29 protein-coding genes are annotated in these 26,803 nt (G+C 74.2%); 10 read left to right on the forward strand and 19 right to left on the reverse strand.

What is annotated here, in order from left to right:
* Positions 1–2 precede the first annotated feature (2 nt).
* From ACFQ8E_RS11130 to ACFQ8E_RS11150, 5 genes are all read right to left on the reverse strand, one after another.
* Entirely contained in the window at positions 3–1,787 is a 1,785-nt protein-coding gene (locus ACFQ8E_RS11130) for a cytochrome c biogenesis protein ResB (protein ID WP_430550605.1), read from the reverse strand.
* Entirely contained in the window at positions 1,787–2,566 is a 780-nt protein-coding gene (locus tag ACFQ8E_RS11135) for a cytochrome c biogenesis CcdA family protein (protein WP_430550606.1), read from the reverse strand. The genes ACFQ8E_RS11130 and ACFQ8E_RS11135 overlap by 1 nt, the downstream gene beginning before the upstream one ends.
* Complete coding sequence (locus tag ACFQ8E_RS11140; protein ID WP_430550607.1) at positions 2,566–3,186, reverse strand: TlpA family protein disulfide reductase; 621 nt, start codon at positions 3,184–3,186, stop codon at positions 2,566–2,568. Before ACFQ8E_RS11140 ends, ACFQ8E_RS11135 begins: the two co-directional genes overlap by 1 nt.
* The gene (locus ACFQ8E_RS11145; RefSeq protein ID WP_430550608.1) at positions 3,186–3,830 is read right to left on the reverse strand and encodes a histidine phosphatase family protein; all 645 of its coding nucleotides are present in this window, start codon (positions 3,828–3,830) and stop codon (positions 3,186–3,188) included. The genes ACFQ8E_RS11140 and ACFQ8E_RS11145 overlap by 1 nt, the downstream gene beginning before the upstream one ends.
* Before the next feature lie 169 nt (positions 3,831–3,999).
* Positions 4,000–4,506, reverse strand: coding sequence for a MarR family winged helix-turn-helix transcriptional regulator (locus ACFQ8E_RS11150; protein ID WP_430550609.1), 507 nt, complete (start codon positions 4,504–4,506; stop codon positions 4,000–4,002).
* Between the two features lie 101 nt (positions 4,507–4,607).
* On the opposite strand from ACFQ8E_RS11150, the gene ACFQ8E_RS11155 reads away from it, so the two are divergent.
* On the forward strand, positions 4,608–5,156 hold the full coding sequence (locus ACFQ8E_RS11155; protein WP_430550610.1) for a YceI family protein: 549 nt from the start codon (positions 4,608–4,610) through the stop codon (positions 5,154–5,156).
* Positions 5,157–5,275: 119 nt separating this feature from the next.
* Here ACFQ8E_RS11155 and ACFQ8E_RS11160 read toward each other — a convergent pair whose 3' ends face one another.
* Both ACFQ8E_RS11160 and ACFQ8E_RS11165 read right to left on the reverse strand, forming a co-directional pair.
* Positions 5,276–5,938, reverse strand: a complete 663-nt coding sequence (locus tag ACFQ8E_RS11160; protein ID WP_430550611.1) for a redox-sensing transcriptional repressor Rex — start codon at positions 5,936–5,938, stop codon at positions 5,276–5,278.
* A gap of 32 nt (positions 5,939–5,970) precedes the next feature.
* A complete protein-coding gene (locus ACFQ8E_RS11165; protein ID WP_430550612.1) occupies positions 5,971–6,243 on the reverse strand; it encodes a glutaredoxin family protein in 273 nt (90 codons plus the stop codon).
* A 35-nt stretch (positions 6,244–6,278) separates the two neighbouring features.
* On the opposite strand from ACFQ8E_RS11165, the gene ACFQ8E_RS11170 reads away from it, so the two are divergent.
* Complete coding sequence (locus tag ACFQ8E_RS11170) at positions 6,279–7,082, forward strand: HAD family hydrolase (protein ID WP_430550613.1); 804 nt, start codon at positions 6,279–6,281, stop codon at positions 7,080–7,082.
* Positions 7,083–7,170: 88 nt separating this feature from the next.
* Here the strand turns inward: ACFQ8E_RS11170 and ACFQ8E_RS11175 are convergent, their stop codons facing one another.
* Together ACFQ8E_RS11175 and ACFQ8E_RS11180 are read right to left on the reverse strand one after the other, a co-directional pair.
* A complete protein-coding gene (locus tag ACFQ8E_RS11175; protein WP_003792170.1) occupies positions 7,171–7,269 on the reverse strand; it encodes a 30S ribosomal protein bS22 in 99 nt (32 codons plus the stop codon).
* A gap of 154 nt (positions 7,270–7,423) precedes the next feature.
* Positions 7,424–8,599 carry an acetoin utilization protein AcuC gene (locus ACFQ8E_RS11180; RefSeq protein ID WP_430550614.1) on the reverse strand — a complete coding sequence of 392 codons (1,176 nt, stop codon included), beginning with the start codon at positions 8,597–8,599 and terminating at the stop codon, positions 7,424–7,426.
* 64 nt (positions 8,600–8,663) lie between these two features.
* Between ACFQ8E_RS11180 and ACFQ8E_RS11185 the strand changes: the two genes are divergently transcribed.
* From ACFQ8E_RS11185 to ACFQ8E_RS11195, 3 genes are all read left to right on the forward strand, one after another.
* Positions 8,664–10,055: a TrkH family potassium uptake protein gene (locus tag ACFQ8E_RS11185; protein WP_430550615.1), complete on the forward strand. Its 1,392-nt coding sequence runs from the start codon at positions 8,664–8,666 to the stop codon at positions 10,053–10,055.
* Between the two features lie 35 nt (positions 10,056–10,090).
* Complete coding sequence (locus ACFQ8E_RS11190; protein WP_430550616.1) at positions 10,091–10,762, forward strand: potassium channel family protein; 672 nt, start codon at positions 10,091–10,093, stop codon at positions 10,760–10,762.
* 74 nt (positions 10,763–10,836) lie between these two features.
* Positions 10,837–12,222 carry a phytase gene (locus ACFQ8E_RS11195; protein WP_430550617.1) on the forward strand — a complete coding sequence of 462 codons (1,386 nt, stop codon included), beginning with the start codon at positions 10,837–10,839 and terminating at the stop codon, positions 12,220–12,222.
* A 19-nt stretch (positions 12,223–12,241) separates the two neighbouring features.
* On the opposite strand, the gene ACFQ8E_RS11200 is transcribed toward ACFQ8E_RS11195, so the two are convergent.
* From ACFQ8E_RS11200 to ACFQ8E_RS11225, 6 genes are all read right to left on the reverse strand, one after another.
* Positions 12,242–12,964 carry an ABC transporter permease gene (locus ACFQ8E_RS11200; protein ID WP_430547738.1) on the reverse strand — a complete coding sequence of 241 codons (723 nt, stop codon included), beginning with the start codon at positions 12,962–12,964 and terminating at the stop codon, positions 12,242–12,244.
* Positions 12,961–13,728 (reverse strand): ABC transporter ATP-binding protein, encoded by a 768-nt coding sequence (locus ACFQ8E_RS11205; RefSeq protein WP_430550618.1) that lies wholly within the window; start codon positions 13,726–13,728, stop codon positions 12,961–12,963. Before ACFQ8E_RS11205 ends, ACFQ8E_RS11200 begins: the two co-directional genes overlap by 4 nt.
* Positions 13,718–14,386, reverse strand: coding sequence for a TetR family transcriptional regulator (locus ACFQ8E_RS11210; RefSeq protein ID WP_430550619.1), 669 nt, complete (start codon positions 14,384–14,386; stop codon positions 13,718–13,720). The genes ACFQ8E_RS11205 and ACFQ8E_RS11210 overlap by 11 nt, the downstream gene beginning before the upstream one ends.
* Before the next feature lie 23 nt (positions 14,387–14,409).
* The gene (gene proC, locus ACFQ8E_RS11215) at positions 14,410–15,270 is read right to left on the reverse strand and encodes a pyrroline-5-carboxylate reductase (protein ID WP_430550620.1); all 861 of its coding nucleotides are present in this window, start codon (positions 15,268–15,270) and stop codon (positions 14,410–14,412) included.
* Positions 15,271–15,317: 47 nt separating this feature from the next.
* The gene (locus ACFQ8E_RS11220) at positions 15,318–15,944 is read right to left on the reverse strand and encodes a hypothetical protein (RefSeq protein ID WP_430550621.1); all 627 of its coding nucleotides are present in this window, start codon (positions 15,942–15,944) and stop codon (positions 15,318–15,320) included.
* Positions 15,945–16,067: 123 nt separating this feature from the next.
* Positions 16,068–16,754 carry a DUF2087 domain-containing protein gene (locus ACFQ8E_RS11225; RefSeq protein WP_430550622.1) on the reverse strand — a complete coding sequence of 229 codons (687 nt, stop codon included), beginning with the start codon at positions 16,752–16,754 and terminating at the stop codon, positions 16,068–16,070.
* Positions 16,755–16,818: 64 nt separating this feature from the next.
* Here ACFQ8E_RS11225 and radA point away from each other — a divergent pair, with 64 nt between their 5' ends.
* Together radA and disA are read left to right on the forward strand one after the other, a co-directional pair.
* The gene (gene radA, locus ACFQ8E_RS11230) at positions 16,819–18,249 is read left to right on the forward strand and encodes a DNA repair protein RadA (RefSeq protein ID WP_430550623.1); all 1,431 of its coding nucleotides are present in this window, start codon (positions 16,819–16,821) and stop codon (positions 18,247–18,249) included.
* 24 nt (positions 18,250–18,273) lie between these two features.
* Complete coding sequence (gene disA, locus ACFQ8E_RS11235) at positions 18,274–19,359, forward strand: DNA integrity scanning diadenylate cyclase DisA (protein WP_430550624.1); 1,086 nt, start codon at positions 18,274–18,276, stop codon at positions 19,357–19,359.
* 51 nt (positions 19,360–19,410) lie between these two features.
* Here disA and ACFQ8E_RS11240 read toward each other — a convergent pair whose 3' ends face one another.
* On the reverse strand, positions 19,411–19,860 hold the full coding sequence (locus tag ACFQ8E_RS11240) for a GNAT family N-acetyltransferase (protein WP_430550625.1): 450 nt from the start codon (positions 19,858–19,860) through the stop codon (positions 19,411–19,413).
* A 68-nt stretch (positions 19,861–19,928) separates the two neighbouring features.
* The gene (locus ACFQ8E_RS11245) at positions 19,929–21,305 is read right to left on the reverse strand and encodes a hypothetical protein (RefSeq protein ID WP_430550626.1); all 1,377 of its coding nucleotides are present in this window, start codon (positions 21,303–21,305) and stop codon (positions 19,929–19,931) included.
* Between the two features lie 155 nt (positions 21,306–21,460).
* On the opposite strand from ACFQ8E_RS11245, the gene ACFQ8E_RS11250 reads away from it, so the two are divergent.
* Positions 21,461–22,402, forward strand: coding sequence for an A/G-specific adenine glycosylase (locus ACFQ8E_RS11250; protein WP_430550627.1), 942 nt, complete (start codon positions 21,461–21,463; stop codon positions 22,400–22,402).
* A gap of 28 nt (positions 22,403–22,430) precedes the next feature.
* On the opposite strand, the gene ACFQ8E_RS11255 is transcribed toward ACFQ8E_RS11250, so the two are convergent.
* The gene (locus tag ACFQ8E_RS11255) at positions 22,431–22,907 is read right to left on the reverse strand and encodes an amino-acid N-acetyltransferase (protein ID WP_430550772.1); all 477 of its coding nucleotides are present in this window, start codon (positions 22,905–22,907) and stop codon (positions 22,431–22,433) included.
* A 126-nt stretch (positions 22,908–23,033) separates the two neighbouring features.
* The gene (locus tag ACFQ8E_RS11260; RefSeq protein ID WP_430550628.1) at positions 23,034–23,987 is read right to left on the reverse strand and encodes a sugar-binding transcriptional regulator; all 954 of its coding nucleotides are present in this window, start codon (positions 23,985–23,987) and stop codon (positions 23,034–23,036) included.
* A 96-nt stretch (positions 23,988–24,083) separates the two neighbouring features.
* Here ACFQ8E_RS11260 and ACFQ8E_RS11265 point away from each other — a divergent pair, with 96 nt between their 5' ends.
* A complete protein-coding gene (locus ACFQ8E_RS11265) occupies positions 24,084–25,829 on the forward strand; it encodes a glycerol-3-phosphate dehydrogenase/oxidase (protein ID WP_430550629.1) in 1,746 nt (581 codons plus the stop codon).
* Between the two features lie 110 nt (positions 25,830–25,939).
* Positions 25,940–26,701 (forward strand): MIP/aquaporin family protein, encoded by a 762-nt coding sequence (locus ACFQ8E_RS11270; RefSeq protein WP_430550630.1) that lies wholly within the window; start codon positions 25,940–25,942, stop codon positions 26,699–26,701.
* The last annotated feature ends 102 nt before the right edge of the window (positions 26,702–26,803 follow it).

A 26,803-nucleotide genomic window follows, 5' to 3' on the forward strand; every position in this document is an offset into this window, starting at 1 on the left:
GGTCAGTCCTCCGTGGCGGTTCTCTGGTGGTCGGCGGCGAGCTGGTCGTCGTCGGGCTTGTCGTCGGGCTTGTCGTCGTCACTCGTGCCGTCGGCGAGCCCCGGCACCGCTGCCAGGGCCTTGTCGACCTCGCGCTGCAGGCCGGCGTCGTCCCCGCGCGCGAGCCCGGCGAGCTCGACGTGCGTGACGGCCCGGCCGTCGTCGTCCGTGGTCTCCCATGATCGCACCCACACGCGGCGGCGCGGCGTGAACAGCGAGACCGCGAGGCCGGCGAGGGCCAGCAGGGAGAACGTCAGCACCCAGGCGAGCGAGGGGTCGTAGCGCAGGTCGAGCGCGACGTAGCGCGGCACCGCCTCGCCGAGGGTGACGGTGCCGAGGCCGTCGGGCAGCTCGACCGTCTCCCCGGGCTTCACGAGCAGCTTGATCGTCTCGCCGTCCTCGTCCGTCGACGGCGTGAGGGAGGCGGTGTCGAGGCGGTACACGTTCTGCGGCACGCCGTCGTCCAGGCCCAGGTCGCCGCGGAACACCTCGAGCACCATGAGCGGGTTCTGCGGCTGCGGGAAGACGGAGCGGGCCGAGCCGTCCGCCTCGACGACGGCGGTGGGCAGGAAGTACCCGACCAGGCCGATCTGCTCCTGCCCGTCGGAGACGTCCGGGACCTTCACGACGCCGCGCGACGTGTACATGGTGTCCTCGGGCAGGAACGGGACGCGGCCGGAGAACGCCATCTCGCCGGCGCCGTCCTTGACGGTGATCTCCGGGGCGAACCCGTTGCCCTGGAGGTAGATCTTGGCGCCGTCGACCGTCAGCGGGGAGTTCACCTTGATCTGGTCGGAGTGCTGCCCGCCGTCCGGCTCGGTGACCGTCACGTGGGCGGTGAAGTCGCGCGCCTGCGCGAAGGCCACGGTGTCGGAGGCGAACTCGGAGTCGAACGAGTCGAGCGTCATCGAGAACGGCGACAGCGACGACGGCTGGAACCACGCGCCCTTGTCGAAGGTGTCGTAGTCGACGACCGCGTTGGCGAAGCCGCGGCCCTCCGTGACGATCGCCTGGCCGCGGTAGTGGAGCAACTGACCGAGGGCGACGGAGACGAGCAGGCCGAGCAGCGCGAGGTGGAACACGAGGTTGCCGGTCTCGCGCAGATAGCCGCGCTCCGCGGCCACCGTGCGGGTGGCGGGCCGGCCGAGGCGCGGCTCCTCCGACCCGACGTCGACGCGGAACGTGGGCAGGCGGCGCAACGGGCCGCGCAGGTGGCCGGCCACGGCCTCGACGACCTCGTCGGGCGAGGCCGTCGTGCTGGCCTCGGCCGTGGCGGGGAACCGGCCGAACCTGACCGGCGTCTTCGGCGGCCGGTTCCGCAGGTTGCGGGCGTGCGCGAGCGTGCGCGGCACGATGCAGCCCACGAGCGACACGAACAGCAGGATGTAGATCGCCGAGAACCAGACCGAGCTGTAGACCTCGAAGAAGCCGAACCGGTCCAGCCACTCCCCCAGCGTGGGGTGGTCGCCGAGGTACTCGAGCACCGCGGCGGCGTCCTGGCCGCGCTGCGGCAGCACCGAGCCGGGCACCGCCGCGACGGCGAGCAGCATGAGCAGCATGAGCGCCACGCGCATGCTCGTGAGCTGGCGCCACGTCCAGCGCAGCATGCCGCGCCAGCCCAGCGTCGGCAGGTTCGGGCCGGCGGGCTTGGCCGGCCCCTCGGCGGGGGACGAGGGGCCGGCGTCGGCGCGGCCCTCGACGAACGCGTCGTTGATGCCCTCCGGTCGGTACGTCGCCTTCTCGCTCATCACACCACCGTCACGAATCCGCCGATCCAGCCCTGGAGCTGGCTGGTCCACGAGGACCACAGCCCCGTGACCAGCGCCAGGCCGACCAGCACCAGCAGGGCGCCGCCCGCGCGCTGGATGCCCAGGCGGTGCCGGCGCAGGAAGCCGAGCATGCGCTGCGAGGACTGCAGCCCGAGCGCGACCAGGAGGAAGGGCACGCCCAGCCCGACGCAGTACGCGACGCCGAGCACCAGTCCGCGGCCGGCCGACGCCTGGTCGAGCGCCAGCGTCTGCACGGCCGCGAGCGTCGGGCCGATGCAGGGGGTCCAGCCGAGGCCGAACACGACGCCCAGCAGCGGCGCGCCCCACAGGCCCGCCCGGGGGCTCACGTGCATGCGCCGCTCCCGCTGCAGGAACGGCACGGCGCCGAGGAAGGCGAGACCCATGAGGATCACGACGACCCCGAGGACACGCATGATCGTGCCCTCCCACTGCACCAGGTAGGAGCCGATCGCCCCCGCGGCTGCCATGAACGCCACGAACACCGCGGTGAAGCCGAGGACGAAGAGCGCCACGCCGGCGACGACGCGGCGCCGGGCCGGGTCCTGAGGCACCCCAGGCCGGCCCTTCGCGCCCGTCCCGGCCGACGCGGCGGCCATGCCGCTCACGTACCCGACGTAGCCGGGCACCAGGGGCAGCACGCACGGCGAGGCGAACGACACGAGGCCGGCGATCAGCGCCACGGGCAGCGCCAGCAGCATCGAGCCGCTGAACACCGTGGTCGCGAAGGTCTCGCCCATCAGGCGCCCTTCGCGCCGTCGCCCGACTCGGCGAGCACCTCGTCGACGATCGCGTCGAGCGTGGACGCCTCCGCCTGCCCGATGACGCGCGCCGCGACCCGGCCCTCGGCGTCGAGCACGACGGTGGACGGCACGGCCTGCAGCGGCACGACGCCGGAGAGCCTGGCCACGACCTGGCCGCTGCGGTCCTCGATGGACGGGTAGGGCACGTCGAACGTGCGCTGGAACGAGGTGGCGGCGCCGGCCTCGTCCTCGGTGTTGATGCCCAGCACGCGTACGCCGTCGGCCTCGCGCTCGTTCGCGAGCGCCACGAGGTCGGGGGCCTCGGCGCGGCACGGCGCGCACCCGGCGTACCAGGTGTTGACCACGACGACGTCGCCGAGCCAGTCGGCCGTGCTGACCTCGTCGCCCTCGAACGACGTGCCCTCGACGGTCACGGCGTCCTCGCGGTCCCCCGCGTCCCACTGCTTCACGGAGCCGTCGCCGGAGACGAAGCCCTGTCCGACGACGTCGCCGGCGCCCGAGTCCTGGGCGCCGCACGCGGCGAGGAGCCCGAGGGCGAGGACGGCGCCGACGGCCGCCGAGGCGCGGCGGAGCGCGCGCGGGCGAGCGGTGCGCATCACGCCCCCGGCACGGGGTCGGCGCCGGCGAGCAGGTCGGCGGCGGGCTCGGTGTAGTGCAGGCCCACGAACATCTCGCCGTCGAACCGCAGCGAGGTCATCGACGCCAGGGCGCACTGACGGTGGCGGGGGTCGTGCGCCAGGGAGCCGCCCTCGTACGACCGGCGGGTGACCCAGACCGGGAGCTGGTGGCTGACCAGCACGACCTCGTGGCCCTCGTAGGCACGACGCGCGTCGTCCACGGCGGCACGCATCCGGGTCACCTGGTCCGCGTACGGCTCGCCCCACGACGGGCGGAGCGGGTTCCACAGGTAGCGCCAGTACTTCGGGTGGGCGAGCTGCCCCGGGTTCTTCCCGATCGTCGTGCCCTCGAAGTGGTTCCCCGCCTCGACGAGCCGGTGGTCGGTGGCGAGGGTCAGGCCGAAGGCCTCGGCCGTCGGCGTCGCGGTCTCCTGCGCACGCTGCAGCGGGGAGGCGACGACGGCGACGACGTCGCGGCCCGCGCCGGACAGGTGCTGCGCCACGCGGCGCGCCATCGCCTGGCCGCGGTCGGACAGGCGGTAGCCGGGGATGCGCCCGTAGAGGACGCCGTCCGGGTTGTGGACCTCGCCGTGCCGTACGAGATGGACGGTGGTGGTGGCCATGGGTCCCAGTGTCCCAGACCGGCGGCGTACCCAGGTCCCGTCCAGCATGACGTGACGACCCTCACGCGACCGGCACGGGCCGACGGGCCGTCACCGACACTGCGGGGCTCACCGTCGGCGGTGGACCAGTTGGCCACCTCCATCGCCGTGCCGCCCTGCCGCAGAGCGACTAGGGCGCCGCGGGCCCCCTGGCCACGTCCGCCACCTTCGCCATGGCGCGGCCCAGGGTCGCGAACTCCTCGTCGGTGAGGGCGTCGACCAGCAGGCGCCGGACCGCGGTCACATGGCCCGGCGCGGCGTCGACGAGCGCCGCGTACCCGGCGTCGGTCATGACGCAGTTCACCCCGCGCCGGTCCCCGGGCACGGGCGTGCGGACCACGAGCCCGCGCCGCTCCATCCGGTCGACCGTGTGCGTCAGGCGGCTGCGCGACAGCGCGAGGAAGTCCGCGAGCGCCGACATCCGCAGCGTCCTGCCCGACGCCTCGGAGAGCTGCACCAGCAGGTGGTACTCGCCGAGCGTGACCGGCAGCCCCTCGTCGTGCGCGTCCCCCAGCGCCTCGAAGAAGCGTGACGTCCCCTCGAGGAACCGTCGCCACGCCCACTGCTGCTGCTCGTCGAGCCAGCGCACGTCCGCGCGGCCCTCGTCGTCGCGCTCCTGCGCTCTCGTCGCACCCACGGGAATAGGTTACGAGAGCGGCGCGTTCCACCCCCGTGACGATAGTTGATTCATCAACTATCTTGGTGACAGTCAGCACGACCCAACCCGAGGGAGACACCATGACCGCGCTGCCCGCAGGCCTGACCGCCGGTACCTACGCCATCGACACCGCCCACTCGACCGCCTCGTTCGCCGTGCGCCACGCCGGGATCGCCAAGGTGCGCGGCACGATCGCCATCTCGTCCGGCGCCATCACCGTGGGCGACGACCTCGAGTCGACGGCCGTCTCCGCCGAGCTCGACGCCGCGTCGGTCAACACCGGCGACGAGAACCGCGACGGCCACCTGAAGAGCGCCGACTTCTGGCACGCCGAGGAGAAGCCGGTCTGGTCCTTCGCCTCCAAGGGCATCTCCACCGACGGTGACGACTACACGATCACCGGCGACCTCACCATCAACGGCGTCACCAACACGGTCGAGCTGCCCACCGAGTTCACCGGCACCGCCACCGACCCGTTCGGCAACCCGCGCGCCGGCTTCGAGTCCCAGATCGAGATCTCGCGCAAGGACTACGGCCTCACCTGGAACGCCGCGCTCGAGACCGGCGGCGTCCTCGTGGGCGACAAGGTCAAGATCGCCCTCGACGTCTCGGCCATCAAGCAGAGCTGACCCTCTCGCCGAGGTGGTTCGAGATCTGCCCAGGTAGTTCGAAGGGGCGGCCCGCACATCTGCGGGCCGCCCCTTCGGACGACCTGGACCATGTCTGAACTACCTCGGCGACTCCGGGACTACCTCGCGGGGGCTCCGTTGGTCGCCGCACGGGCCGCGGCGTGGAACGCGAGGATCTGCAGCTCGCCGGCCACGTCCACCGAGCGCACGACGACGTCGTCGGGCAGCTGCAGCGCCACCGGTGCGAAGGACAGGATCTCCCGCACGCCGCACGCCACGATCCGTTCGGCGATGGCCTGCGCCACCGGCCCGGGGGTCGCCAGCACCACCATCGACACGCCGGTGCGCGCGAGGACGTCCTCCAGCGCGTCGACGTGCTCGATCGTCAGCCCCGCCGCGGAGTTCCCCACCACCTGCGGGTCGGCGTCCAGCAGCGCCACCACCTGGAACCCTCGGGCCGCGTACCCCGAGTAGTTCGCCAGGGCGTGCCCCAGGTTGCCGATGCCGACGATCGCCAGCCGGTGCTCGGACTCGAGCCCGAGCGCCGTCGCGATGTACTGCGCCAACGACTGCACGTCGTAGCCCACGCCGCGCGTGCCGAACGACCCGAGGTAGGACAGGTCCTTGCGCAGCTGCGCCGACCCCACCCCGGACCGCTCCGCCAGCTCCGACGACGACGTCGTCGTCACGCCGCCCTCCGCCAGGTCGCGCAGGGCGCGCAGGTAGTACGGCAGCCTCGCCACCGTCGCGGCCGGCACCGTCGCCTCACCGAGCTCGATCACTGCTGGATCACCCTGTCGTCCTCTCCCGGGGCTCAGCGAGCCAGCCGCCGCGCCAGCCGCGCGCCGTCCACCCGCCAGAAGCCCTGCTGCACGCCGTCCACCTCGACGACGGGCACGTAGTCCCCGTACTTGCCCACCAGGTCACCACCGGGACCGTCGACGTCGATGTCGACCTCCCGCCACGTCTCCCCCGCCGCGCCGCACACGTCCGCGACCACCGCCCGAGCCTCCTCGCACAGGTGGCAACTGACACGCGTGTACAGCAGCACCCGGGGTTCACCTGCGGATCCCTGCGGCCTGCTCACCTGCACAGCGTATCCGCGCCGATACAGTGGACCGCATGCCGTCGCCCGCCGAGTCGTCCCCGCCGGCGCGCGCCGCAGCCTTCTTCGACGTCGACAACACCATCATCCGGGGCGCCAGCGCCTTCCACCTCGCGCGCGCCCTGTACCAGCGCCGGTTCTTCGGCACCCGCGACCTGCTGCGGTTCGCGCTGATCCAGGCGAAGTACCTCGTGTTCGGCGAGTCCCGCTCCCAGATCGAGACGGTGCGCAGCCGCGCGCTGTCGCTCATCGCCGGCCGTTCGGTGGCGGAGATCACCGCGGTGGGCGAGGACGTGTACGACACCGTGCTCGAGCTGCGCATCTTCCCGGGCACCAAGCGGCTGCTCGACGAGCACCTGGCCGCCGGCGACCAGGTGTGGCTCGTGACCGCGACGCCGGTCGAGATCGGCGGCCTCATCGCCCGCCGCCTCGGCGCCACGGGGTGCCTCGGCACCATCGGGGAGCACTCCGGCGGTTTCTACACCGGCCGCCTCGTGGGCGACCTCATGCACGGCGAGGCGAAGGCCGCCGCCGTCCGCGAGCTCGCCGACCGCGAGGGCATCGACCTCTCCGCCTCGTACGCGTACGGCGACTCGCTCAACGACCTGCCGATGATGCGCACCGTCGGGCACCCGTGCCCCATCAACCCCGACGCGCGCCTGCGCCGGCACGCCAAGGAGGTCGGCTGGCCCATCCGCGAGTTCCGCGGCCGCGGACGGCGCGTGGCCGGCCGGGGCATGAAGACGGCGTCGTGGGCCGGCGCCGCCTGGGTCGCCGGGCTCGTGCTGCGCAGCATCCGCCGGCGGCTGCAGGGCCGCTGACCCCGACCCCGGACACCGAACGGGCCCGGCACCTCCGTGGAGGTGCCGGGCCCGTTCGTCCGTGCGGTCCGCCGTCAGGCGGACGACGTCACTTCTTGTTGCGACGCTGGTGACGCGTCTTCCGCAGCAGCTTGCGGTGCTTCTTCTTCGCCATGCGCTTGCGGCGCTTCTTGATGACGGAGCCCATGAGGTCCTCACAATGCTTGTCGGTCGGTGGAACACGGTTGGTCCCAGGAGCCCTGTCTCCAGGAGCAGCCGACCAACGCGGAAAAGTCCGTCCCCCAGGGTACCCGATGCCCGGCGTCCTCCCGACCGTCGCCCGTCCGACCGACGCCGTGACGTCAGTCGCGGTACGGGTCCAGCCCCCACGTGGGGAACACGTGCCGCCGGGTGGCGAGGATCGCGCGGTCGACGTCGTCGGCCGGGTCGTAGCCGTCCGCCCAGGGACGCCACTCGACGTCGCCGCTGCCGAGGCGCTCGGCCGGGTCCAGCCCGGACAGCTCCTCGACCTCGCGCCGCCAGGACTCCGGCAGCTCGATGCCGATCGCCAGCGGCGCGTGCGCCGCCTCCGCCACCAGGCTCGCCCACACCAGCGGCACGACGTCGACCACGGCGTACCCGCCGCCGCCGAGGGCGACCCAGCGGCCGTCGGCGAGCTCGTGCGCCAGGTGGTGCACCCAGCGCGCCGCGGTGCGCTGCGCGCCGACGCCCACGTTCAGGTCGGTGAGCGGGTCGTTGCCGTGCGCGTCGCAGCCGTGCTGCGACACGATCACCTGCGGACGGAACTCGCGCACCACCGCGGGCACGACGGCGTCCACCGCGCGCAGCCAGTGCGCGCCGTCGGTGCGTGGCGGCAGCGCCACGTTCACCGCGGTGCCCTGCGCCGCCGTCCCGCCGGTGTCGCCGGCGTTGCCGCTGCCCGGGAACAGCGTGTGTCCGTCCTGGTGCACGGAGACGGTGAGCACGCGCGGGTCGTCCCAGAAGATCGCCTCGACGCCGTCGCCGTGGTGGGCGTCCAGGTCGACGTACGCGACCCGCTCGGCCCCGAGGTCGAGCAGCCGCCGCACGGCCGCCGCGGCGTCGTTGTAGATGCAGAACCCGGACGCCGCGCCGCGCTGGGCGTGGTGCATCCCGCCGGCGATGTTCACGCCGTGGGCGACCCGCCCCGACCACACGGACTCCGCCGCGTCCACCGACGCCGCGACCAGGCGGGCCGCGGCCTCGTGCATCGCCGGGAACACCGGGTCGTCCTCGGTGCCGAGTCCGCGCGCCGGGTCCGGGGTGCCGTCCGCGGCCGCCCGCCGCACCGCCGCGACGTACGCGGCGTCGTGCACCGTCTCGATGAGCGCGTCGGGTGCGGGCTCGACGTCGGCCGTCTCCAGGGTGGGCTCGTCGAGCAGCCCGAGCTCCGCCACGAGCCGCATCGTGAGGTCGAGGCGGGCGGGCGCCATGGGGTGCCCGGGGCCGAAGTCGTAACGCAGGAGCTCGGGGCTCCACAGCAGCCGGGCGACGCGCATCCCGTCACGGTAGCCGACGGCGTGGCAGGCTGTGCCCAGCGACTGAGGGGCGAGAGGGGACAGGGTGCCGGGGAGCTGGGGCGGTCGCGCGCTCGCGCTGCGCGGATGGGCGAACCGCGCGGCCCGCGAGTACCCCGCCCGCCTCGCGATGACGGTCTTCGCGGCCGTCATCACCGTGATCTGGCTGCTGCTGCTGACCCCGTGGGCGACGGCGTCCGGCCGCGGCGCCTCCGTCGTCGACGCCTTCTTCACCGCGACGTCGGCCGTCTGCGTCACGGGACTCGTCGTGCAGGACACCGCGACCTACTGGTCCGAGTTCGGTCACGTCGTCATCCTCGTCGGCATCAAGGTGGGCGGCCTGGGCGTGATGACGCTCGCCTCGCTGCTCGGCCTCGCCGTGTCGCGCCGGCTGGGCCTCACCCAGAAGCTCCTCACCGCCTCGGAGACGAAGACGGAGCGGCTCGGCGAGGTCGGCGCCCTCCTGCAGACGATCATCATCACGGCCACCAGCATCGAGCTGATCCTGTCGCTGCTGCTGTTCCCCCGCTTCCTCGTCCTCGGCGACCACGCCGGGACGGCCGCGTGGCACGCCCTCTTCTACGGCATCTCGTCGTTCAACAACGCCGGGTTCGTGCCCACCCCCGAGGGCCTGCTGCCCTTCGCGTCGGACTGGTTCGTGCTGGTGCCGATCGCCCTCGGCGTCTTCATCGGCTCCCTCGGCTTCCCCGTCATCCTCAACGTCATCACCAATCGCCGCCGCAAGCACAAGCACTGGGTGCGGGCCCTGTCGCTGCACACCAAGCTGACGGTGACCACCAGCCTCGCGCTCCTCGTGGCGGGCGCGCTGCTCATCGGCGCGCTGGAGTGGAACAACCCCGCGACGTTCGGCGACCAGAGCTTCGGCACCAAGATCCTGTCGTCGATCTTCGCCTCGGTGATGCCACGCTCGGCGGGCTTCAGCTCCGTGCCCGTGCACGAGATGACGCAGGAGACGTGGCTCCTCACCGACGCCCTGATGTTCGTGGGCGGCGGCTCGGCGTCGACCGCGGGCGGCATCAAGGTCACGACGTTCGCCGTCATGCTGCTCGCGATCGTCGCCGAGGCGCGCGGCGACGCCGACACCGAGGTGTTCGGCCGGCGCATCCCCCGCGACACCCTGCGGCTGTCCATCGCGGTGGTCTTCGTGGGCGCCACCGCCGTGCTCGTGTCGTGCCTCGCGCTGCTGCGCATGACCGACCTGCGGCTGTCCGAGGCGCTGTTCGAGGTGATCTCCGCCTACGCCACGGTGGGCCTGTCCACCGGCGTCACCGCGTCCCTGCCCGACGGCGCGAAGTACCTGCTCGCCGGCCTGATGTTCGTGGGGCGCGTGGGCGTCATCTCGCTGCTCGGCGCCCTGGCCCTGCGCGACCGGCGTCGCATCGTACGCTTCCCCGAGGAGCGCCCGATCATCGGGTGACCTCGCACCGACGACCCGTCTGACAGAGGAGAACCGTGGCGGAGAAGAAGGCTCCCGCGCGCGACGCGGGCGTGCTCGTGATCGGCCTCGGCCGCTTCGGCTCCTCGCTCGCGACGACGCTGGACCGGCTGGGGCAGGACGTGCTCGCCGTCGAGCGCGACGAGAAGCTCGTGGCGCAGTGGTCCGGGCGGCTGCCGCTGGTCGAGGCGGACGCGTCCGAGTCGGAGGCGCTGATCCAGCTCGGCGCGAAGGACTTCGGCGTCGCCGTGGTGGGCGTCGGCACCGAGCTCGAGGCGTCCGTGCTCATCACCGCGAACCTCGTGGACCTCGGCACACCGCAGATCTGGTCGAAGGCCATCTCCGCCGAGCACGGCCGCATCCTCACCCGCATCGGCGCGCACCACGTCGTCTACCCCGAGGCCGACGCCGGCTCCCGCGTGGCGCACCTCGTGAGCGGCAAGATGCTCGACTACATCGAGGTGGAGGACGGCTTCACCATCGTCAAGATGCGCCCGCCGAAGGAGATGCAGGGCTTCACGCTCGCGCAGTCGGACATCCGCAAGCGGTACGGCGTCACCGTCATCGGCGTGAAGTCGCCCGGCGTGGAGTTCCAGTACGCGACGCCCGAGACCCGCGTGAGCGCCAACGACCTGCTGGTCTGCTCCGGCCACGCCGACCTGCTGGAGCGGTTCTCCGCGCGGCCCTGACCCGGGCGGGTGTTCGGCGACCGTTCATTCCGGCGCCACCGCCCGGCCAACGACGCCCGGCACGCTCGGGGTCCATGCGATCCCCTCGACGGGCCCTGCCCGCGCTGCTGCTGCTCCCCGCCCTCGCCGTCGTGCCCGCCTCCGCGGCCTGGGGTCACGGCCACGGGCCCGGCGATGGTCACGGGCGCGGCGTCGCGACCGTGACGACCGACGTCGAGACGCCCCCGCTGTACGACGACGAGGCGGGCGGCGCCGCGTCCGGCGACGACCCCGCGATCTGGGTGCACCCGGGCGACTCCCGGGACTCGCTGGTCCTCGCGACGGCGAAGGAGGGCGGCCTGCGCGTGTACGACACGGCGGGACGCGAGCTGCAGTCGCTCGCCGCGGACCCGGCGCCGCGGGCGGACGGCGCCGCGGGCCGGTTCAACAACGTGGACCTCACCTACGGCCTGCGCGTGGGCGGCGAGCGGGTGGACGTCGCCGTCGTCTCCGACCGGTACAACGACCAGCTGCGGTTCTTCGCCGTCGACCCGGACGGCGCCGCCGCCGACGTGCCGCTCACGGAGATCACCGCGGCCGAGCAGGGCTTCCTCTTCCAGCCCGACCGCGCCGGCGTCGACTCCGAGCACACCGCGTACGGGCTGGCGGTGTGGCAGCCCCGCGACGGCGCGGCGTACGCGGTCGTCACGCAGGAGGGCACGACGGCGGTCGCGACCGCCCGCCTCGTCCCGCGCGCCGACGGCAGCGTCGGGTACGCGGACGTCGACCGCCTCGACCTGCCCGCGTCGTTCGACCTGCCCGACGGCGGCACGTGGACGCCGTGCGAGGAGCCGGGCGTGGGCCCGCAGCTCGAGGGGCTGTCGGTCGACCAGCGCACCGGCACGCTGTACGCCGCGCAGGAGGACGTCGGCCTGTGGCGCCTGCCGCTGCCGCTGGGGTCCGGCGAGCCGCGGCTCGTCGACACGGTCACCGACTTCGGCGTCGAGGACGCCTACGACCCCGGGACCGAGGAGTGCTCCCCCGCCGACGGGTCGTCGCAGGAGGAGGCCGTCGCCGCGAACCCGTTCGGCGGCGACCTGCTCACCGCCGACGCCGAGGGTGTCGACGTCTACCACGGCCCAGGCCGCACGGGGTACGTCATCGTGTCCAGCCAGGGCGACGACACCTACGCCGTCTACTCCACGACGGGCCGCAACCAGGCGCTCGGTTCCTTTCGCGTCGCGGGGACGGACGGCGTGGACGAGGTCAACGGCTCCGACGGCCTGGCCGTGACGAACCGCCCCGTCGGCCCGTACCGCCAGGGCCTGCTGGTCACGCACGACGAGCCGGAGACCGGCCCCGACGTCGATCCCGGCCGCGGCGACGCCACCGGGTTCTCGTACGTCGCCTGGGACGACGTCGCCGACGAGCTCGGGCTCGTCGTCAGCACCCGGGCCGGGAACGACCCGCGCTTCCGCTGACCACCCTGCGAGCGGCAGGTCAGGCGGTGCGACGGCGCAGCGTGGCCACGCCGAGGACGACGGCGCCGACGATGAACAGCGCGATGGCGCCGACGGCGCCCTGCACGTCCGCCCACTCGCCGCCGGCGGCGAGGGTCTGCATCGCCTCGACGGCGTAGGTGAGCGGGAAGACGCGCGAGAGCCACTCGAGGACCTCGGGCATCTGGTCGCGCGGCATGAGGAGCCCGCAGGTGATGAGCTGCGGGAAGATCACCGCGGGCATCATCTGCACGGCCTGGAACTCGGTGCGCGCGAGGGCGGAGGCGGCGAGGCCGAGGCAGCAGCCGAGGACGGCGTCGAGCATCCCCACGACCAGCACCAGCCACAGCGGCCCGAGCACGTCCATCCCGACGGCGAGCGCGAAGCCCACGACCACCAGCGACTGCAGCAGGGCCAGGGCAGCGAACGCGAGCGCGTAGCCCGCCACGAAGTCGCCCTTGCGCAGCGGCGTCGTCATGAGCCGCTCGAGCGTGCCCGACTGCCGCTCGCGCAGGGTCGCGACGCTCGTCACCAGGAACATCACGATCAGCGGGAACAGCCCCACGAGCATCGGGCCGAACTGGTCGAGCACCGGCGTGCCGTCGAACATCCACGCGATGAGGCCGAGCAGCAGGCACGGCAGCACGAGGATGAGCGCGACGGTGCGACGGTCGAACCGGAGCTGGGCCAGCACGCGGCCCGCGGTCGTGGCGGTCAGCGTCATCGGGAGCCCTCCCCCGTCGTCGAGCCGGACGTCGCCGCCTGCTGGTCGATGAGCGCGAGGAAGGCCCGCTCGGCGTCGGGCGCACCCGTGGTGGCGAGCAGCTCGGCCGGCGTGGTGTCGGCGACGAGGGCGCCGTCGCGCAGCAGCAGGAGCCGGTCGCACTGGGTGGCCTCGTCCATGACGTGGCTGGAGACGAGCAGCGTGCGCCCTTCGCCCGCGAGCCGCCGGAACATCGCCCACAGGTCGCGGCGCAGCACGGGGTCGAGGCCGACGGTGGGCTCGTCGAGCACGAGGAGCTCGGGGTCGACGACCAGCGCGGCCGCGAGCGAGACCCGGGAGCGCTCGCCGCCGGACAGCGTGCCGACGCGCTGCTTCTCGTGCCCGCCCAGGTCGACGGTGGCGACGGCCCGCCGCACGGCCGCCTCCGCGCCCGCGCGGGGCAGGCCGGCGAGCCGGGCGAAGTAGCGCAGGTTCTGCACCACCGTGAGGTCGGTGTAGACGGAGGCCGCCTGGGTCACGTAGCCCACGCGGCGGCGCAGGCCCGGCGACCCGGCCGCCTCGCCGAGCACGGTCACCTCGCCCGTCACGCGGGCCTGGACGCCGACGACGGCGCGCAGCAGCGTCGTCTTGCCCGAGCCGGACGGGCCGAGCAGGCCCACCACCTGGCCGGCGGGCACCGTCACGTCCAGGCCGTCGATGATCGGCCGGCCGCCGCGCTCCACGCGCAGCCCCCGGACCCGCACCGCGGCGTCGCTATTCCCCATGTGGGGAATTGTGCTCCTCGCTCCCACGGGGCGCAATGCCCTCGGGCAGGTCTCCCGTGAGGTAGCGCTGCACGGTCGGGCCGACGAGGGCCGCGACCCGGGCAGGCGGGAGGGTCGCCAGCGGGTCGATCGGCACGAGGAACCGCGTCAGGAGGACACCGACCATCTGCGACGCGACCAGCGCGGTGCGCAGGCGCGCGTCGTCGACGTCGAGCCGGCGCACGAGCGGCCCGAGCAGCTCGGCGCCCAGGAACTGCGGCAGCAGCGCGCGCAGCCCCGGGTCGGACATGACCGCGGGGACGACCAGCCGCACCGTCTCGCCGTAGTCCGTGTCCCACACCTCGACGACCGACCGCACCAGCCGCTCCCCCAGGCTCTCGACGGGGCCCTCGGCCGCCGCCCGCACGATCGCCGCCGGGTCGATGTCGACCAGGCCGAGGGAGGCGGTGAACAGGTGCGTCTTGTCGCCGAACCAGTGCCGCACTGTGCCCGGGTCGACGCCCGCGCGCCGCGCGACCGAGCGGACGGACGCCGCCTCGTAGCCGCGCTCGAGGAACTCCTGGCGCGCACCGGCCAGCACGACCTCGCGGGTCTCCTGACCCGCGGGACGCCTCCCCCGGCGCGCGGGGCCCCCGCCGTCGTCCCGACCGCCCGTCACGACCGCTCCCCCGTCGGACCGGCTCAGGCGTGCTCGGCGGCGAGCTCGCGGGACCGGTCGCGCGCCGCCTCGAGCGCGTCGAGGAAAGCGGCGCGCACGCCGCCGTCGTCGAGCTTCCGCAGGGCCGCGACGGTGGTGCCGCCGGGCGAGGAGACCTTCTCGCGCAGCAGCACGGGGTGCTCCCCCGTCTCGTCGAGCAGCTTCGCCGAGCCGAGCACGGTCTCGACGGCGAGCCGGCGGGCGACGTCGCGCGTGAGGCCGAGCAGCACGCCCGCCTCCGCCATCGCGTCCACCACGTAGAACACGTACGCCGGGCCGGACCCGGCCAGCGCGCCGAACGCGTCGATGTCCTTCTCGGCGACCCGGAAGACGTGTCCGGAGCCGGCGAGCACCTGCTCGACCAGCGCGACGTCGTCCTCGCGGGCGGCCGTGCCGCCGACCACGGCGGTGACCCCCGCGCCCACCAGCGCGGGCGTGTTCGGCATCGCGCGGACGACGGGCGTGCCGGCGGGCAGGCGCTGCTCGAAGAACGACAGCGGCAGGCCTGCCGCCACGCTCACGACGACGGCGCCCGGCTCGAGCGAGTCGGCCACGCGGTCGAGCATCGCGCCCACGTCCTTGGGCTTCACCCCGATGACGACGACGTGCGCGCCCTCGACCGCGGCGACGTTGTCCGTCGTCGCACGGACCCCGAACCGCTCGGTGAGGTGTGCCCCCCGCTCGGGCCGGCGCGAGGTGGCCACCACGTCCTGCGGCGCGACCCCCGCGGACAGCGCGCCCGCCAGCACCGCCTCGCCCATGTTCCCCGTGCCGAGGAACGCCATCTTCACGCCGCCCACCCGGTCCGTCGGGGCGCCGGCCTGCTCGTCAGTCTGCTCGCTCACGGGCACCACGGTACGTCGCCGCAGGCGGTCCGGGCCGCGCTCCCGGGCTACAGCGGGTAGGCGGAGTAGAAGTCCTCGACCAGGTCCACCGGGCCGGTGGCCTGCAGCACCGCGGTGCCGTTGCGCCAGGTCACGACGGAGGTGCCCTCCGTGGAGCCGGGCGTCACCACGTAGGCGCCGGTGGCCTTGCCGTCGACGGAGACCTCGCCCTCGCCGGTCGGCTCGCCCGCCGCCTTGACCAGCGCCTCGTACGCGGCGGTCGCCGCGTCGTCGTCCTCCCACTGACCGGCGTGCACCTGGACCGTCGTCGCGCCCTCGCCGTCGCCGTCCGCGTAGACGAGCTGCCAGGACTCGACCGCGTCCGCGTCGTCCTCCCAGGACTTGTCCTCCGTGACCTCGCGCAGCGCCAGCGCCAGCACCGAGTCCGGCTGCGCCTTGACGAACGCCGTCTGGTCCTTCGGGCGCCCGCTGGGCGAGATCGTCGGCGTCGGCACCGGCGCGGTCACCGTGGCCTGCGGCTCCGGCTCGCCCTTCGCGAACCCGGGCCACACGAACGCCGTCAGCAGCACGATCACCAGCACCAGCGCGCCCGCGGCCGACGCCACCACGATGCGCCGGCGCCGGAACACCTCCGGCGACGGGCGGCCGTTCCCGCCCGTGCGTGCCTGGCTCACGATGTCCTCCTGCGGGGTCGGCGGCGGTGCACGACGCAGCCTAGGGCGCGGCCTCCCGGATGCGTCGCGTCCGCCCGCCGCGTGTCGGTCGCCCGCGCGCCGGCGCCACCCGGCCCTGCGTGCTCAGCGCAGGACGAGCTCGACGTCGGGATGGTCGGCGAAGACCTCGAGGACCAGCTCGGCGTAGGTCTTGCCACGCCCGGCCTCGAGGTCGTCGAGCCGCCCCTGGAACAGCGCGGTGTCGAACCGCGGGTCGGCGACCTTTGCTCGGTAGTACCCACGCGTCGCGGCGAAGCCCAGGGCCTCGCGCGAGCGGGCGAACCCGTGCCAGACGACGGTCAGCCGATCCGCGCCGTGCGCCGCGCCGAAGCCGCCGTGCAGCAGGTCGTCCAGGGCGTCGAGGCTCGGGCCGAGCCGCCAGTCCTCCCCCGCCATGAACACGCGGTTCAGCTCGTCGTAGAACGTGGCGATGGAGTCGACCCGGTCGCCGTCGAGATGCAGCGTGCGATGGCCCGAGTCGTCGGCCGATCCGACCTCGTCGAACTCGGTGACCTCCGTGCGCCAGTACTCCGCGCCGTCGCGGGTGCGGTGCACGACGCCGAGGTCCACCAGCGCCCGCCGCACGCCGACGGGGTCGTCGGCGAGCCGCGCCAGCCGGTCGGTGAGCTCCCGCTCGCCGACGGTGTCGAGCAGCGCCGGCAGCGCCGCGTGCGCGAGCCAGCGTGCGACCGCGCGGCGGTGCTCCCGGCGCCGGGGCATCGTCTCCAGGCGGCCGTCGTGCAGGAACCGGCTCACGTCCGGGGAGGTCATGCCGCCATCATCGCGCGGTCGTCGCGCACGGCGCTGTCGGTGCCGCCCCCTAGCGTCTGACGACGTGAGCACCACGACGTCGTCCCGCACCCGCGCCAAGCAGTCGCGCCCCGGCTACCGCTGCACCGAGTGCGGGTGGACGACCCCCAAGTGGGTGGGCCGCTGCGGCGAGTGCCAGGAGTGGGGCACGGTCACGGACGAGGGGCCCGCGTCGACCGGGCCGCGCACGGTCGCGACCAGCCCGGGGCGTGCCCCTGCGCGGCCGATCGGGGACATCGACGTCGCGGCCGCGCAGGCCGCGCCCACCCAGGTGCCGGAGCTGGACCGCGTGCTCGGCGGCGGCCTCGTGCCGGGCGCCGTCGTGCTGCTGGCCGGCGAGCCGGGCGTCGGCAAGTCGACCCTGCTGCTCGACGTCGCGGCCTCCTACGCGCGCGGCGCCGACGGCCGCGACGCGCGCACCGTCCTGTACGTGACGGGCGAGGAGTCCGCGGGGCAGGTGCGGCTGCGCGCCGAACGCGTGGGCGCGCTCGCGCCCACGCTGCTGCTCGCCGCCGAGACCGACCTCGGCACCGTGCTGGGCCACGTCGAGGCCAACGAGCCCGACCTGCTGGTCGTCGACTCCGTGCAGACCATCGCGTCCGCCGAGGTGGACGGCGCCCCCGGCGGCGTGAGCCAGGTGCGCGAGGTGGCGGCGTCGCTCATCGCCGTGGCCAAGTCCCGCCAGGTGCCGGTCCTGCTGGTCGGTCACGTCACCAAGGACGGCACCGTCGCCGGGCCGCGCACCCTGGAGCACCTGGTCGACGTCGTGTGCCAGTTCGAGGGCGACCGGCACTCGCGGCTGCGCATGGTCCGGGCCGTGAAGAACCGGTACGGCCCCACCGACGAGGTGGGCTGCTTCGAGCTGTCCGAGCGGGGCATCATCGGGCTCAGCGACCCGAGCGGCCTGTTCCTGTCCCACCTCGGCGCCGGCGTGCCGGGCACGTGCGTCACCGTGACGCTGGAGGGCCGCCGCCCGCTCGCCCTGGAGCTCCAGTCCCTGGTCGCACCGTCGCCGCTCGCCAACCCGCGCCGCACGACGAGCGGCGTCGAGTCGTCGCGCCTCGCGATGATCCTCGCCGTCCTGCACCGGCACGCGGGCCTGCGCCTCGCCGACCAGGACGTCTACGTCTCCACCATCGGCGGCGCGCGCGTCACCGAGCCCGCCGCCGACCTCGCCACCGCCCTCGCGATCGTCTCGGCCCGCACCGGCGAGCCGCTGCCCACCGGCACCGTCGCGGTCGGCGAGGTGGGCCTCGCGGGCGACATCCGGCCCGTCACCGGGCTGGACCGTCGCGTCGGCGAGGCCGCCCGCCTGGGCTTCGTGCGCGCCGTCGTCCCCGCCGGGACGTCGGTCAAGGCACCCGCCGGGATGCAGCTGCTCGAGGCCCGGCACCTCGCCGAGGCGGTCGAGCTCGCCGGGGTCGGCGTCCGATCGGCGGATCGCCGGGGCGAGTGACCCCTGACGTCGTAGGATTCCCCCGTGGCTCCCTCCTCCGTGCACTCCGATGCCCTGCTCAGGGAGACCCTCGCCGCGGTCGCCCCCGGCACCGAGCTGCGCGACGGGTTGGAACGCATCCTGCGCGGGCGCACCGGCGCGCTCATCGTGCTCGGGCTCGACAAGACGGTCGAGCAGATGTGCTCCGGCGGCTTCGAGCTGGACGTCCAGTTCTCCGCCACCCGGCTGCGTGAGCTGTCGAAGATGGACGGCGCGTGCGTCCTCGACCACGACGCCACCCGCATCCGCCGCGCCGCCGTGCAGCTGCTGCCCGACCCGTCGATCGAGACCAGCGAGTCCGGCACCCGCCACCGCACCGCGGAGCGCGTGGCCAAGCAGTCCGGCCTGCCCGTGATCTCCGTCAGCCAGTCGATGCGGATCATCGCGATCTACGTCGGCTCGCACCGGCACGTGCTGGAGGACCCGGACACCATCCTCGGCCGCGCCAACCAGGCCCTCGCCACCCTCGAGCGGTACCGCTCCCGCCTCGACGAGGTGTCCGGCACCCTGTCCGCGCTGGAGATCGAGGACCTCGTCACCGTGCGCGACGTGTGCTCCGTCGTCCAGCGCCTCGAGATGGTGCGCCGCATCTCCGAGGAGATCGACGGGTACGTCGTCGAGCTCGGCGCCGACGGCCGCCTCCTCGCCCTCCAGCTCGACGAGCTCATCGGCGGTATCGGCGCCGACCGCGACTTCGTCGTCCGGGACTACGTGGAGCTCGAACGCAGCGGCCGCTCCCTCGCCGGCGTGCACGCCGACCTCGCCGCCCTCGACTCCGCGCAGCTGCTCGACCTCGGCCACATCGGCCGCGTCCTGGAGCTGCCCGGCGGCGGGGTGGCGCTCGATGCCGCCGTCGCGCCCCACGGCTACCGCCTGCTGTCCAAGGTGCCGCGCCTGCCCGCCGCCATCATCGAGCGGCTGGTCGGGCACTTCGGCGGGCTGCAGAAGCTCCTCGCGGCGAGCGTCGACGACCTCATGGCCGTCGACGGCGTCGGCGAGCAGCGCGCCCGCGCCGTGCGCGAGGGCCTGTCCCGCCTCGCCGAGTCCAGCATCCTGGAGCGCTACGTCTGACGGGGCGTCCGTCCGACGGGTTCGGAAGCCCTCTGACCGGCGCGACCGGTCTCACCCGCGCAGCGTGAGGCTCCACGCGACCTCCCGGTCGAGCTGGCCGGTCCGCCGGAACAGCCGCACCTGCTGCGCGTCGGGCAGGGCCGCGGCGAGTGCGTCCGTCGTCGAGCGGGTGAAGCCGAGCCGCTGCCAGAACGGGCCCGACCGTCGCGAGAACAGCCACGCCGTGGCCGCACCGGACTCCCGGGCCCGGTCGACGGCGAACGTCGCGGCCGCGAGCCCGGCTCCCCGCCCGCGCAGGTCGGGCCGCACGGCGGTGCTGCGGATCAGCGCGTGCCGGCTGTCCGCGCTGAGCTCGTAGCCCGCGCTCGCCGCGATCCCCTCGTCGTCGCGCCGGGTCCACAGGCGCACCGCCGGCGCGGTCAGCCCCGCCACCGTGAGGTCGGCGCCGCGCAGGAAGTCGGTCAGGTCCGGGACGTCGCCGGGGCGGACGGGTTCGAGCACGCCGGCACGCTACGCCAGACGCCCGAGCGGGGCCTGGCGGGTCCACGGGCCGCCCGGACCCGGGACCGTCAGTCCGTCGCGGCCTTCTCGTCCGAGGTGGTCGTGCGGTCCGCGGCACGGTCCGCGGCGTCCTCGGCGTCGTCGGACTTCGCGTCGTCGGACTTCGCGTCGTCGGACTTCGCGTCGTCGGACTTCGCGTCGTCGGACTTCGCATCGTCGGACTTCGCATCGTCGGCCGCGTCCTTGCCCGTGGCACCCGAGGTCGCGCCCTCGGCGCCGTCACCCGGCTCCGGGGTGGTCCTCGCCTTCGCCTTCGCCGCGACCGTGAACGTCAGCGGCTCACTGGTCGCGCCCGGGACGTCCTCCAGGGACGCGGTCGCCTCGTAGGTGCCCGCCCCGACGACCGGCGCCTTCTTGCCGCAGCCCTGGACCGACGTCCAGCGCACCTCGCCGGCGTCCACACCCTCGGGCCCGAGCAGCAGCGGTCGTGAGCCGTCGGAGCACTCCGCGGACGACCACACCTTCTCCTTGCCCGTGTCGTCGGTGATCGTCACCGCGCGGCTGGCGGCGGCGCCGTCGAACAGGCACGGCACCCGCCCCACATTCGTGACGCGCACCATGAACGACATCGGGGACCCCGCCGTCACCGTCGGCGCGCTCGACGAGAGCCGGAGCTCGACGGCGTCGGCACGGCACGTGGTGGCGGGCCCGCCCACGCTCAGGGGCTCGGGGGCCGCGACCTTGTCGGCGGGGAGGCTCTCCGGGCCGGCGAGCAGGCTCCGCGCGCCGTCGACCGCCTGCCCGAGGCCGTAGCCGCCGGCGACGCCGACCCCGCACAGCAGCACCACGACCAGCAGGGAGACGGTCAGCGAACGGCGGCCGCGGCGCGGCGCGGGCTTCCGCGACCGGGGGCTCGTCGTCCGCCGGGACGACGCCGAGCGCGAGCCTGCGCGGGAACCGCCCGGGGCCACCAGCTGCGACGCGGTGGCGACGCGGCGGTCGCCCCGGCGTGCGCCCTGCGCGCGGGACGACGGCGCCCGCGTCCCCGACTGGCGCGACGACGTCCCCCGCGTGCTCGAGGACCGCGTGCTCGAGGACCGCGTGCTCGACGACCGGTTGCTCGAGCTGCCGCCGGAGGCGCGGCCGGACACGTTCGCGCCGGTCCGTGAGGTGCCGGCCCGTGAAGTGCCGGACTTGGAGGTGCCGCTGCGCGAGCCGCCCTGCGCCGAGCTCTTCGCGCCGGCCCTGCCGGTGCTCCTGGACGCGCCCTTGCCGGTGCCCTTCGCGGTGCCCTTCGACGCGCCCTGGGCGCCACCCGACGTCGTCCTGCGCGTCCCGCCGCCGGACCGCCCCGCGCCCGAGGAGCCGGAGCGACCCGCACCGGAACGCGCGCCGGAGCCACGCGAGGTGCTGCCACCTCGACGCCCGTCCTCCGCACGTGCCACGGGCCACCCCTCCGTCTCGATCCGTGCCGCGGCGCCACCGTACGACGCGTGTCCCCACCTGCGGCGGAGCCGCGCCGCCGCCAACCGCACCCGCCGAGTTGTCAGGCTCACAGGGAGGTACACCCCGCGCTGGGCCTGTCAGGTCGTGGGCCAGAATGGGCGCCGTGCCCGTCGTCCCCGCCCCGCTCCGCTCGACGCCGTCCGCGCCGTCCGTACCGGACACCACGGACCCGCTCGTCGCGCGCACGGTCGCGTGGTTCGACGACGCCGCGCGCGACCTGCCGTGGCGGCGCCCGGACCGCACGCCGTGGGGCGTGCTCGTCAGCGAGGTGATGCTGCAGCAGACGCCGGTGGTCCGGGTCGAGCCGGTGTGGCGGGTCTGGCTGGAGCGGTGGCCGACGCCCGCCGACCTCGCCGCCGCCCCCACGGCCGACGTGCTGCGGGCCTGGGACCGGCTCGGCTACCCCCGCCGCGCGCTGCGCCTGCAGCAGTGCGCGGGCGCGATCGTCGCGCGGCACGACGGCGGGGTCCCCGACGACGAGGAGGCCCTGCGGGCGCTTCCCGGGATCGGCGAGTACACGGCGGCCGCGGTGCGCGCGTTCGCGTTCGGGCGCCGCTCCGTCGTCGTGGACACCAACGTGCGCCGCGTCCTGGCCCGCACGCTGGGGGGCACCGCGCTCGGCGCGCCCGCCCCCACGGCCGCGGAGCGCGGCCTCGCGGCGGGCGTCGTGCCCGCCGACGAGGCGACCGCCGCACGCTGGGCGGCCGCGTCGATGGAGTTGGGCGCCGTGGTGTGCACCGCCCGCGCGCCGCGCTGCGGCGCCTGCCCGGTCGCCGACCTGTGCGCCTGGCGCGCGGCCGGCCACCCGCCCGACGCCCACGCGCACCGCCGTCGCACGCAGGCCTGGCACGGCACCGACCGCCAGGTGCGCGGCCGCGTCATGGCCGCGCTGCGCGCCGCCGTCGAGCCCGTGCCGCGCGCCCTGCTCGCCGACTCCGGCCCCGACCAGAGCCAGGTCGACCGCTGTCTCGGCGGGCTGGTCGAGGACGGGCTCGTCGAGCAGGACGACGCCGGCCGGTACCACCTGCCCGCCTAGGTCCGCCGCGGACGCTCGGGCGGGCGGTTCAGAGCTCGAGCAGCATCCGGGTGTTGCCGAGCGTGTTGGGCTTCACCCGCGCCAGGTCCAGGAACTCGGCGACGCCGTCGTCGTGCGAGCGCAGCAGCTCGGCGTACACCTCGGCGTCGACGGGTGTGCCGTCGATCTCGCGGAACCCGTGGGTGCGGAAGAAGCCGACCTCGAACGTCAGGCAGAACACCCGGCGCAGCCCGAGCCGCCGCGCCCTCTCGACGAGGCCTTCGACGATCGCGTGCCCCACGCCGCGGCCGCGCCAGGCCGGGTCGGCGGCGAGGGTGCGCACCTCCGCGAGGTCGTCCCACATGACGTGCAGCGCGCCGCACCCCACGACGCCCCCGTCCACGTCCGCGGCGACGAGGAACTCCTGCACCGCCTCGTAGTAGCCGACCATCTCCTTCGCCAGGAGGATGCGCCGCTCGGCGTACGGCTCCACGAGACGGCGCACCCCACGCATGTCGGCCGGCATCGCGGAGCGGACGGCGAACGACGCGCCGTGGTCCTGGGGCCGGCGGTCCCCGGGCGGTTCCGGAAGCACGCGGTCACTCTACGGTCGGCGCCCCGCCCCGGCGCGGGCGTCCCGGTGCACGGACGTTCACGGTTCCTCCACGAGCGCGGCGGCCGTGACCTCGTCGATCACGAGGTCCGTGACGACGCCGGCCGCGAGCGCCGCCCGCAGCGGCGCCACCTTGTTGGCCCCCGCGACGGCGCACAGCCGGCGCGGGATGCGGCGCAGCTCGGCGGGCACGGGGCCGGTGGCCCGGGCGTTGAGGGAGATGTCGCGGTAGGTGCCGTCGGCGCGCACGAAGACGGTGCAGACGTCGCCCACCACGCCCTCAGCGTCCAGCACGGCCACGTCGTCGGCCTCGAGGTACCCGGCGGAGTACACGTGCGAGGGCACGCCGCCGGTGAGGGCGCCCACGGAGAAGAGGGCGATGTCGGCGCGGCCCTGGACGTCGAGCACGCGGCGCACGGAACGCTCGCGCCACATCGCGGCCTTCGTCTCGGCGAAGTCGAAGAACGCCGGCACGGGGAAGTAGTGGACGGACGCGTCGAAGGCCGTGCCGAACCCGGAGATCAGGTCGCCCGCGTAGCTCATGCCCGAGGTCCGGGTGTTGGCCGCGCCGTTGAGCTGCACGACGGCGGACCCGCGGGTGGGCTTGTGGGGCAGGTGCTCGGTGATCGCGGCGAGCGTGGTGCCCCAGGCCACCCCGAGCACCATGTCGGAGTCGAACCAGCGCGCCAGGAGCCGTGCGGTGGTGATGGACACCTGCTGCAGCCGGTCGTCGTCGGTGGCGGAGTCGGAGACGGGCACCACGTACGCGTCGATGCCGTGCCGCTCGGCGATCTCCTGACCGAGGCCGGGCGCCCGGGACGGGCCGGGCCGCAGCGTGATCTCGACGACGCCGGTGTCCCGCGCGCGCTTGATCAGACGGGAGACGGTGGAGCGGGAGGTGCGCAGGTGCCGCGCGATCGTCTCCATCTTCATGTCCTGCAGGTAGTACATCGTCGCGGCCATCACCACGTCGCGTTCCCGGTAGCTCGCCATGCCACCAGCATGCACCCTTGCACGTTTGTGCACCCAGGTTGCGCGGACGTGCTGGCGGTGCTGACCTGGGAGGGTCGTCGATCGGAAGGAACAACGATGGCCTCCACCCGGCTCACCGCCGAGTCACGCACCCAGGCCCTCGCCGCGCTCAAGGGCTCCCAGACCCCCAGCGGCGAGCTCGACGTGCTCGTCGTCGGCGGCGGGGTCACCGGCGCCGGCATCGCGCTCGACGCCGCCACCCGCGGCCTGTCGACCGCGATCGTCGAGGCGCAGGACTGGGCGTCGGGCACGTCCAGTCGCAGCAGCAAGCTGGTGCACGGCGGGCTGCGCTACCTGCAGATGCTCGACTTCCACCTCGTCAAGGAGGCGCTCACCGAACGCGACCTCCTGCTCAAGGACATCGCCCCGCACCTCGTCAAGCCCGTGCCGTTCCTGTACCCGCTGGAGCACCGGCTGTGGGAGCGCGCGTACGTCGGCGCCGGCATCGCGCTCTACGACACGCTCGCGTCCCTCGCCCCGGGACGTCGCGCCATGCCGCTGCACCGGCACCTGTCGCGACGCCGGATGTCGACCAAGTTCCCCGACCTCGCGCACGACGCCGCCATCGGCGCCGTGCAGTACTGGGACGCCTCCGTCGACGACGCCCGGCTCGTGTCCACGCTCGTGCGCACCGCCGTCAGCTACGGCGCGCACGCGGCGTCCCGCACCCAGGTCGTGGCGCTCACCAAGGGCGCCACCGGCGCGGTGAACGGCGCCGTCCTCACGGACCTCGAGAGCGGCGAGGAGATCACCGTCCGCGCCCGGCACGTCATCAACGCCACCGGCGTGTGGACCGAGGACACGGAGGCGCTCGCCGGCGACACCGGCGGCCTGCGGGTGCTCGCCTCCAAGGGCGTGCACATCGTCGTCCCGCGCGAGCGCATCAAGGGCACCGTCGGCCTGATCCTGCAGACCGAGAAGTCGGTGCTGTTCGTCATCCCGTGGTCCCGGTACTGGGTGGTCGGCACGACCGACACCCCGTGGACCCAGGACCCGACCCACCCGGTCGCCACCGCGCAGGACATCGACTACATCCTCGACCATGCGAACGCGGTGCTGGCCCACCCCCTGTCGCGCGACGACATCATCGGCACCTACGCCGGCCTGCGCCCGCTGCTGCAGCCCGGCACCAAGGAGGGCACGAGCTCCGCCAAGGTGTCGCGCGAGCACACCGTCGCCAGCCCGGTGCCCGGCCTCACCGTCATCGCCGGCGGCAAGCTCACCACCTACCGCGTGATGGCGAAGGACGCCGTGGACTTCGCCATCGGCCAGCGCGCCGCCGCGCTGCCGTCGATCACGCACCAGATCCCGCTGCTGGGCGCCGTCGGCCTGCAGGCCACGCGCCGCCTCGCCCGCACCTGGGCCGCCAAGTACGGCTGGAAGCCGCAGATGGTCGACCACCTGCTGCACCGGTACGGCTCGTCGCTGCGCCAGCTCGTGGAGCTGTGCGAGCAGGACCCGTCGCTCGCCCGCCCGCTGGAGGGCGCCCCCGCGTACCTGCGCGCCGAGATCCACTTCGGGGTCAGCCACGAGGGCGCGCTGCACCTCGAGGACCTGCTGCTGCACCGCACCCGCCTCGTGTACGAGGTCGCGGACCGCGGCTTGGCCGCACTGCCCGAGATCGCCGACATCGCGGCGCCGCTGCTCGGCTGGGACGACGCGACCAAGCAGGCCGAGATCGACGCCTACACCGCCCGCGCCCAGGCCGAGGACGCGGCGGAGGACGAGCCCGACGACGCCAGCGCGGAGGCCGTACGCCTCCGAGCCGCCGACGTCGCCGCCATGCAGCCCCTGCGGGGCTGATCCGCCCCCGGCCGGATACCCGGCCGGTCTCCCGCAGGGCTCCGCCCGTCGCGGGCTCTCTCCGACCCCGGAGAGGACAACGAGGTCCCTCAAGAGAAAGAGATCCGACGATGGACTCATTGATCATGCAGGCGTTCTGGTCCGAGATCCTCGGGACCGCGACGCTGATCCTGCTCGGTGCCGGAGTGGTCGCCAACGTCATCCTGCCCAGGACCAAGGGCTTTGACGGCGGCTGGCTGCTGATCAACTTCGGGTGGGGCCTCGCGGTCTTCGCGGGCGTCTTCACCGCCTACAAGTCCGGCGCTCACCTCAACCCGGCCGTGACGCTCGGGCTGTACACCGCGGACATGCCGTTCGCCACGCTCACCGGGCCCGAGGGGCGGATCACCGCCACCATCGAGCCGACCGTGAGCAACATGTTCATCTACTTCGCAGCTCAGATGATCGGCGCCATCATCGGTGCCGTGCTCGCGTTCATCGCGTACAAGAAGCACTTCGACCAGGAGGCCCCCGGGGCCACGAAGCTCGCCGTGTTCTCCACGGGCCCGGAGGTGCGCTCCTACACCTGGAACTTCATCACCGAGGTCATCGCGACCTTCGTGCTGGTGTTCTTCGTCGTCGTCTCGGGCAAGACCCCGTCCGGGCTCGGGCCGCTCGCCGTCGCCTTCATCGTGGTCGCGATCGGTGCCAGCCTCGGTGGCCCGACCGGGTACGCCATCAACCCCGCCCGAGACCTCGGGCCCCGCATCGCGCACGCGTTCCTGCCCATCAAGGGCAAGGGGTCCAGCGACTGGGCGTACTCCTGGGTGCCCGTCGCCGGCCCGCTCGTGGGCGGCGTGCTCGCCGGCCTCCTGGGCTCCGTCTACTCCTGAACCACCCCGCCGGGGGGGGCCCCCCCCCCCCCCCGCCCCCCCCCCCCCCCCCCCCCCCCGCCCCCCCCCCCCCCCACGGGACAACAAACACCGCCGCGCACC

This window comes from Isoptericola sp. NPDC056573, from assembly GCF_042793335.1.
In the GTDB taxonomy this organism is placed as follows: domain Bacteria; phylum Actinomycetota; class Actinomycetes; order Actinomycetales; family Cellulomonadaceae; genus Isoptericola.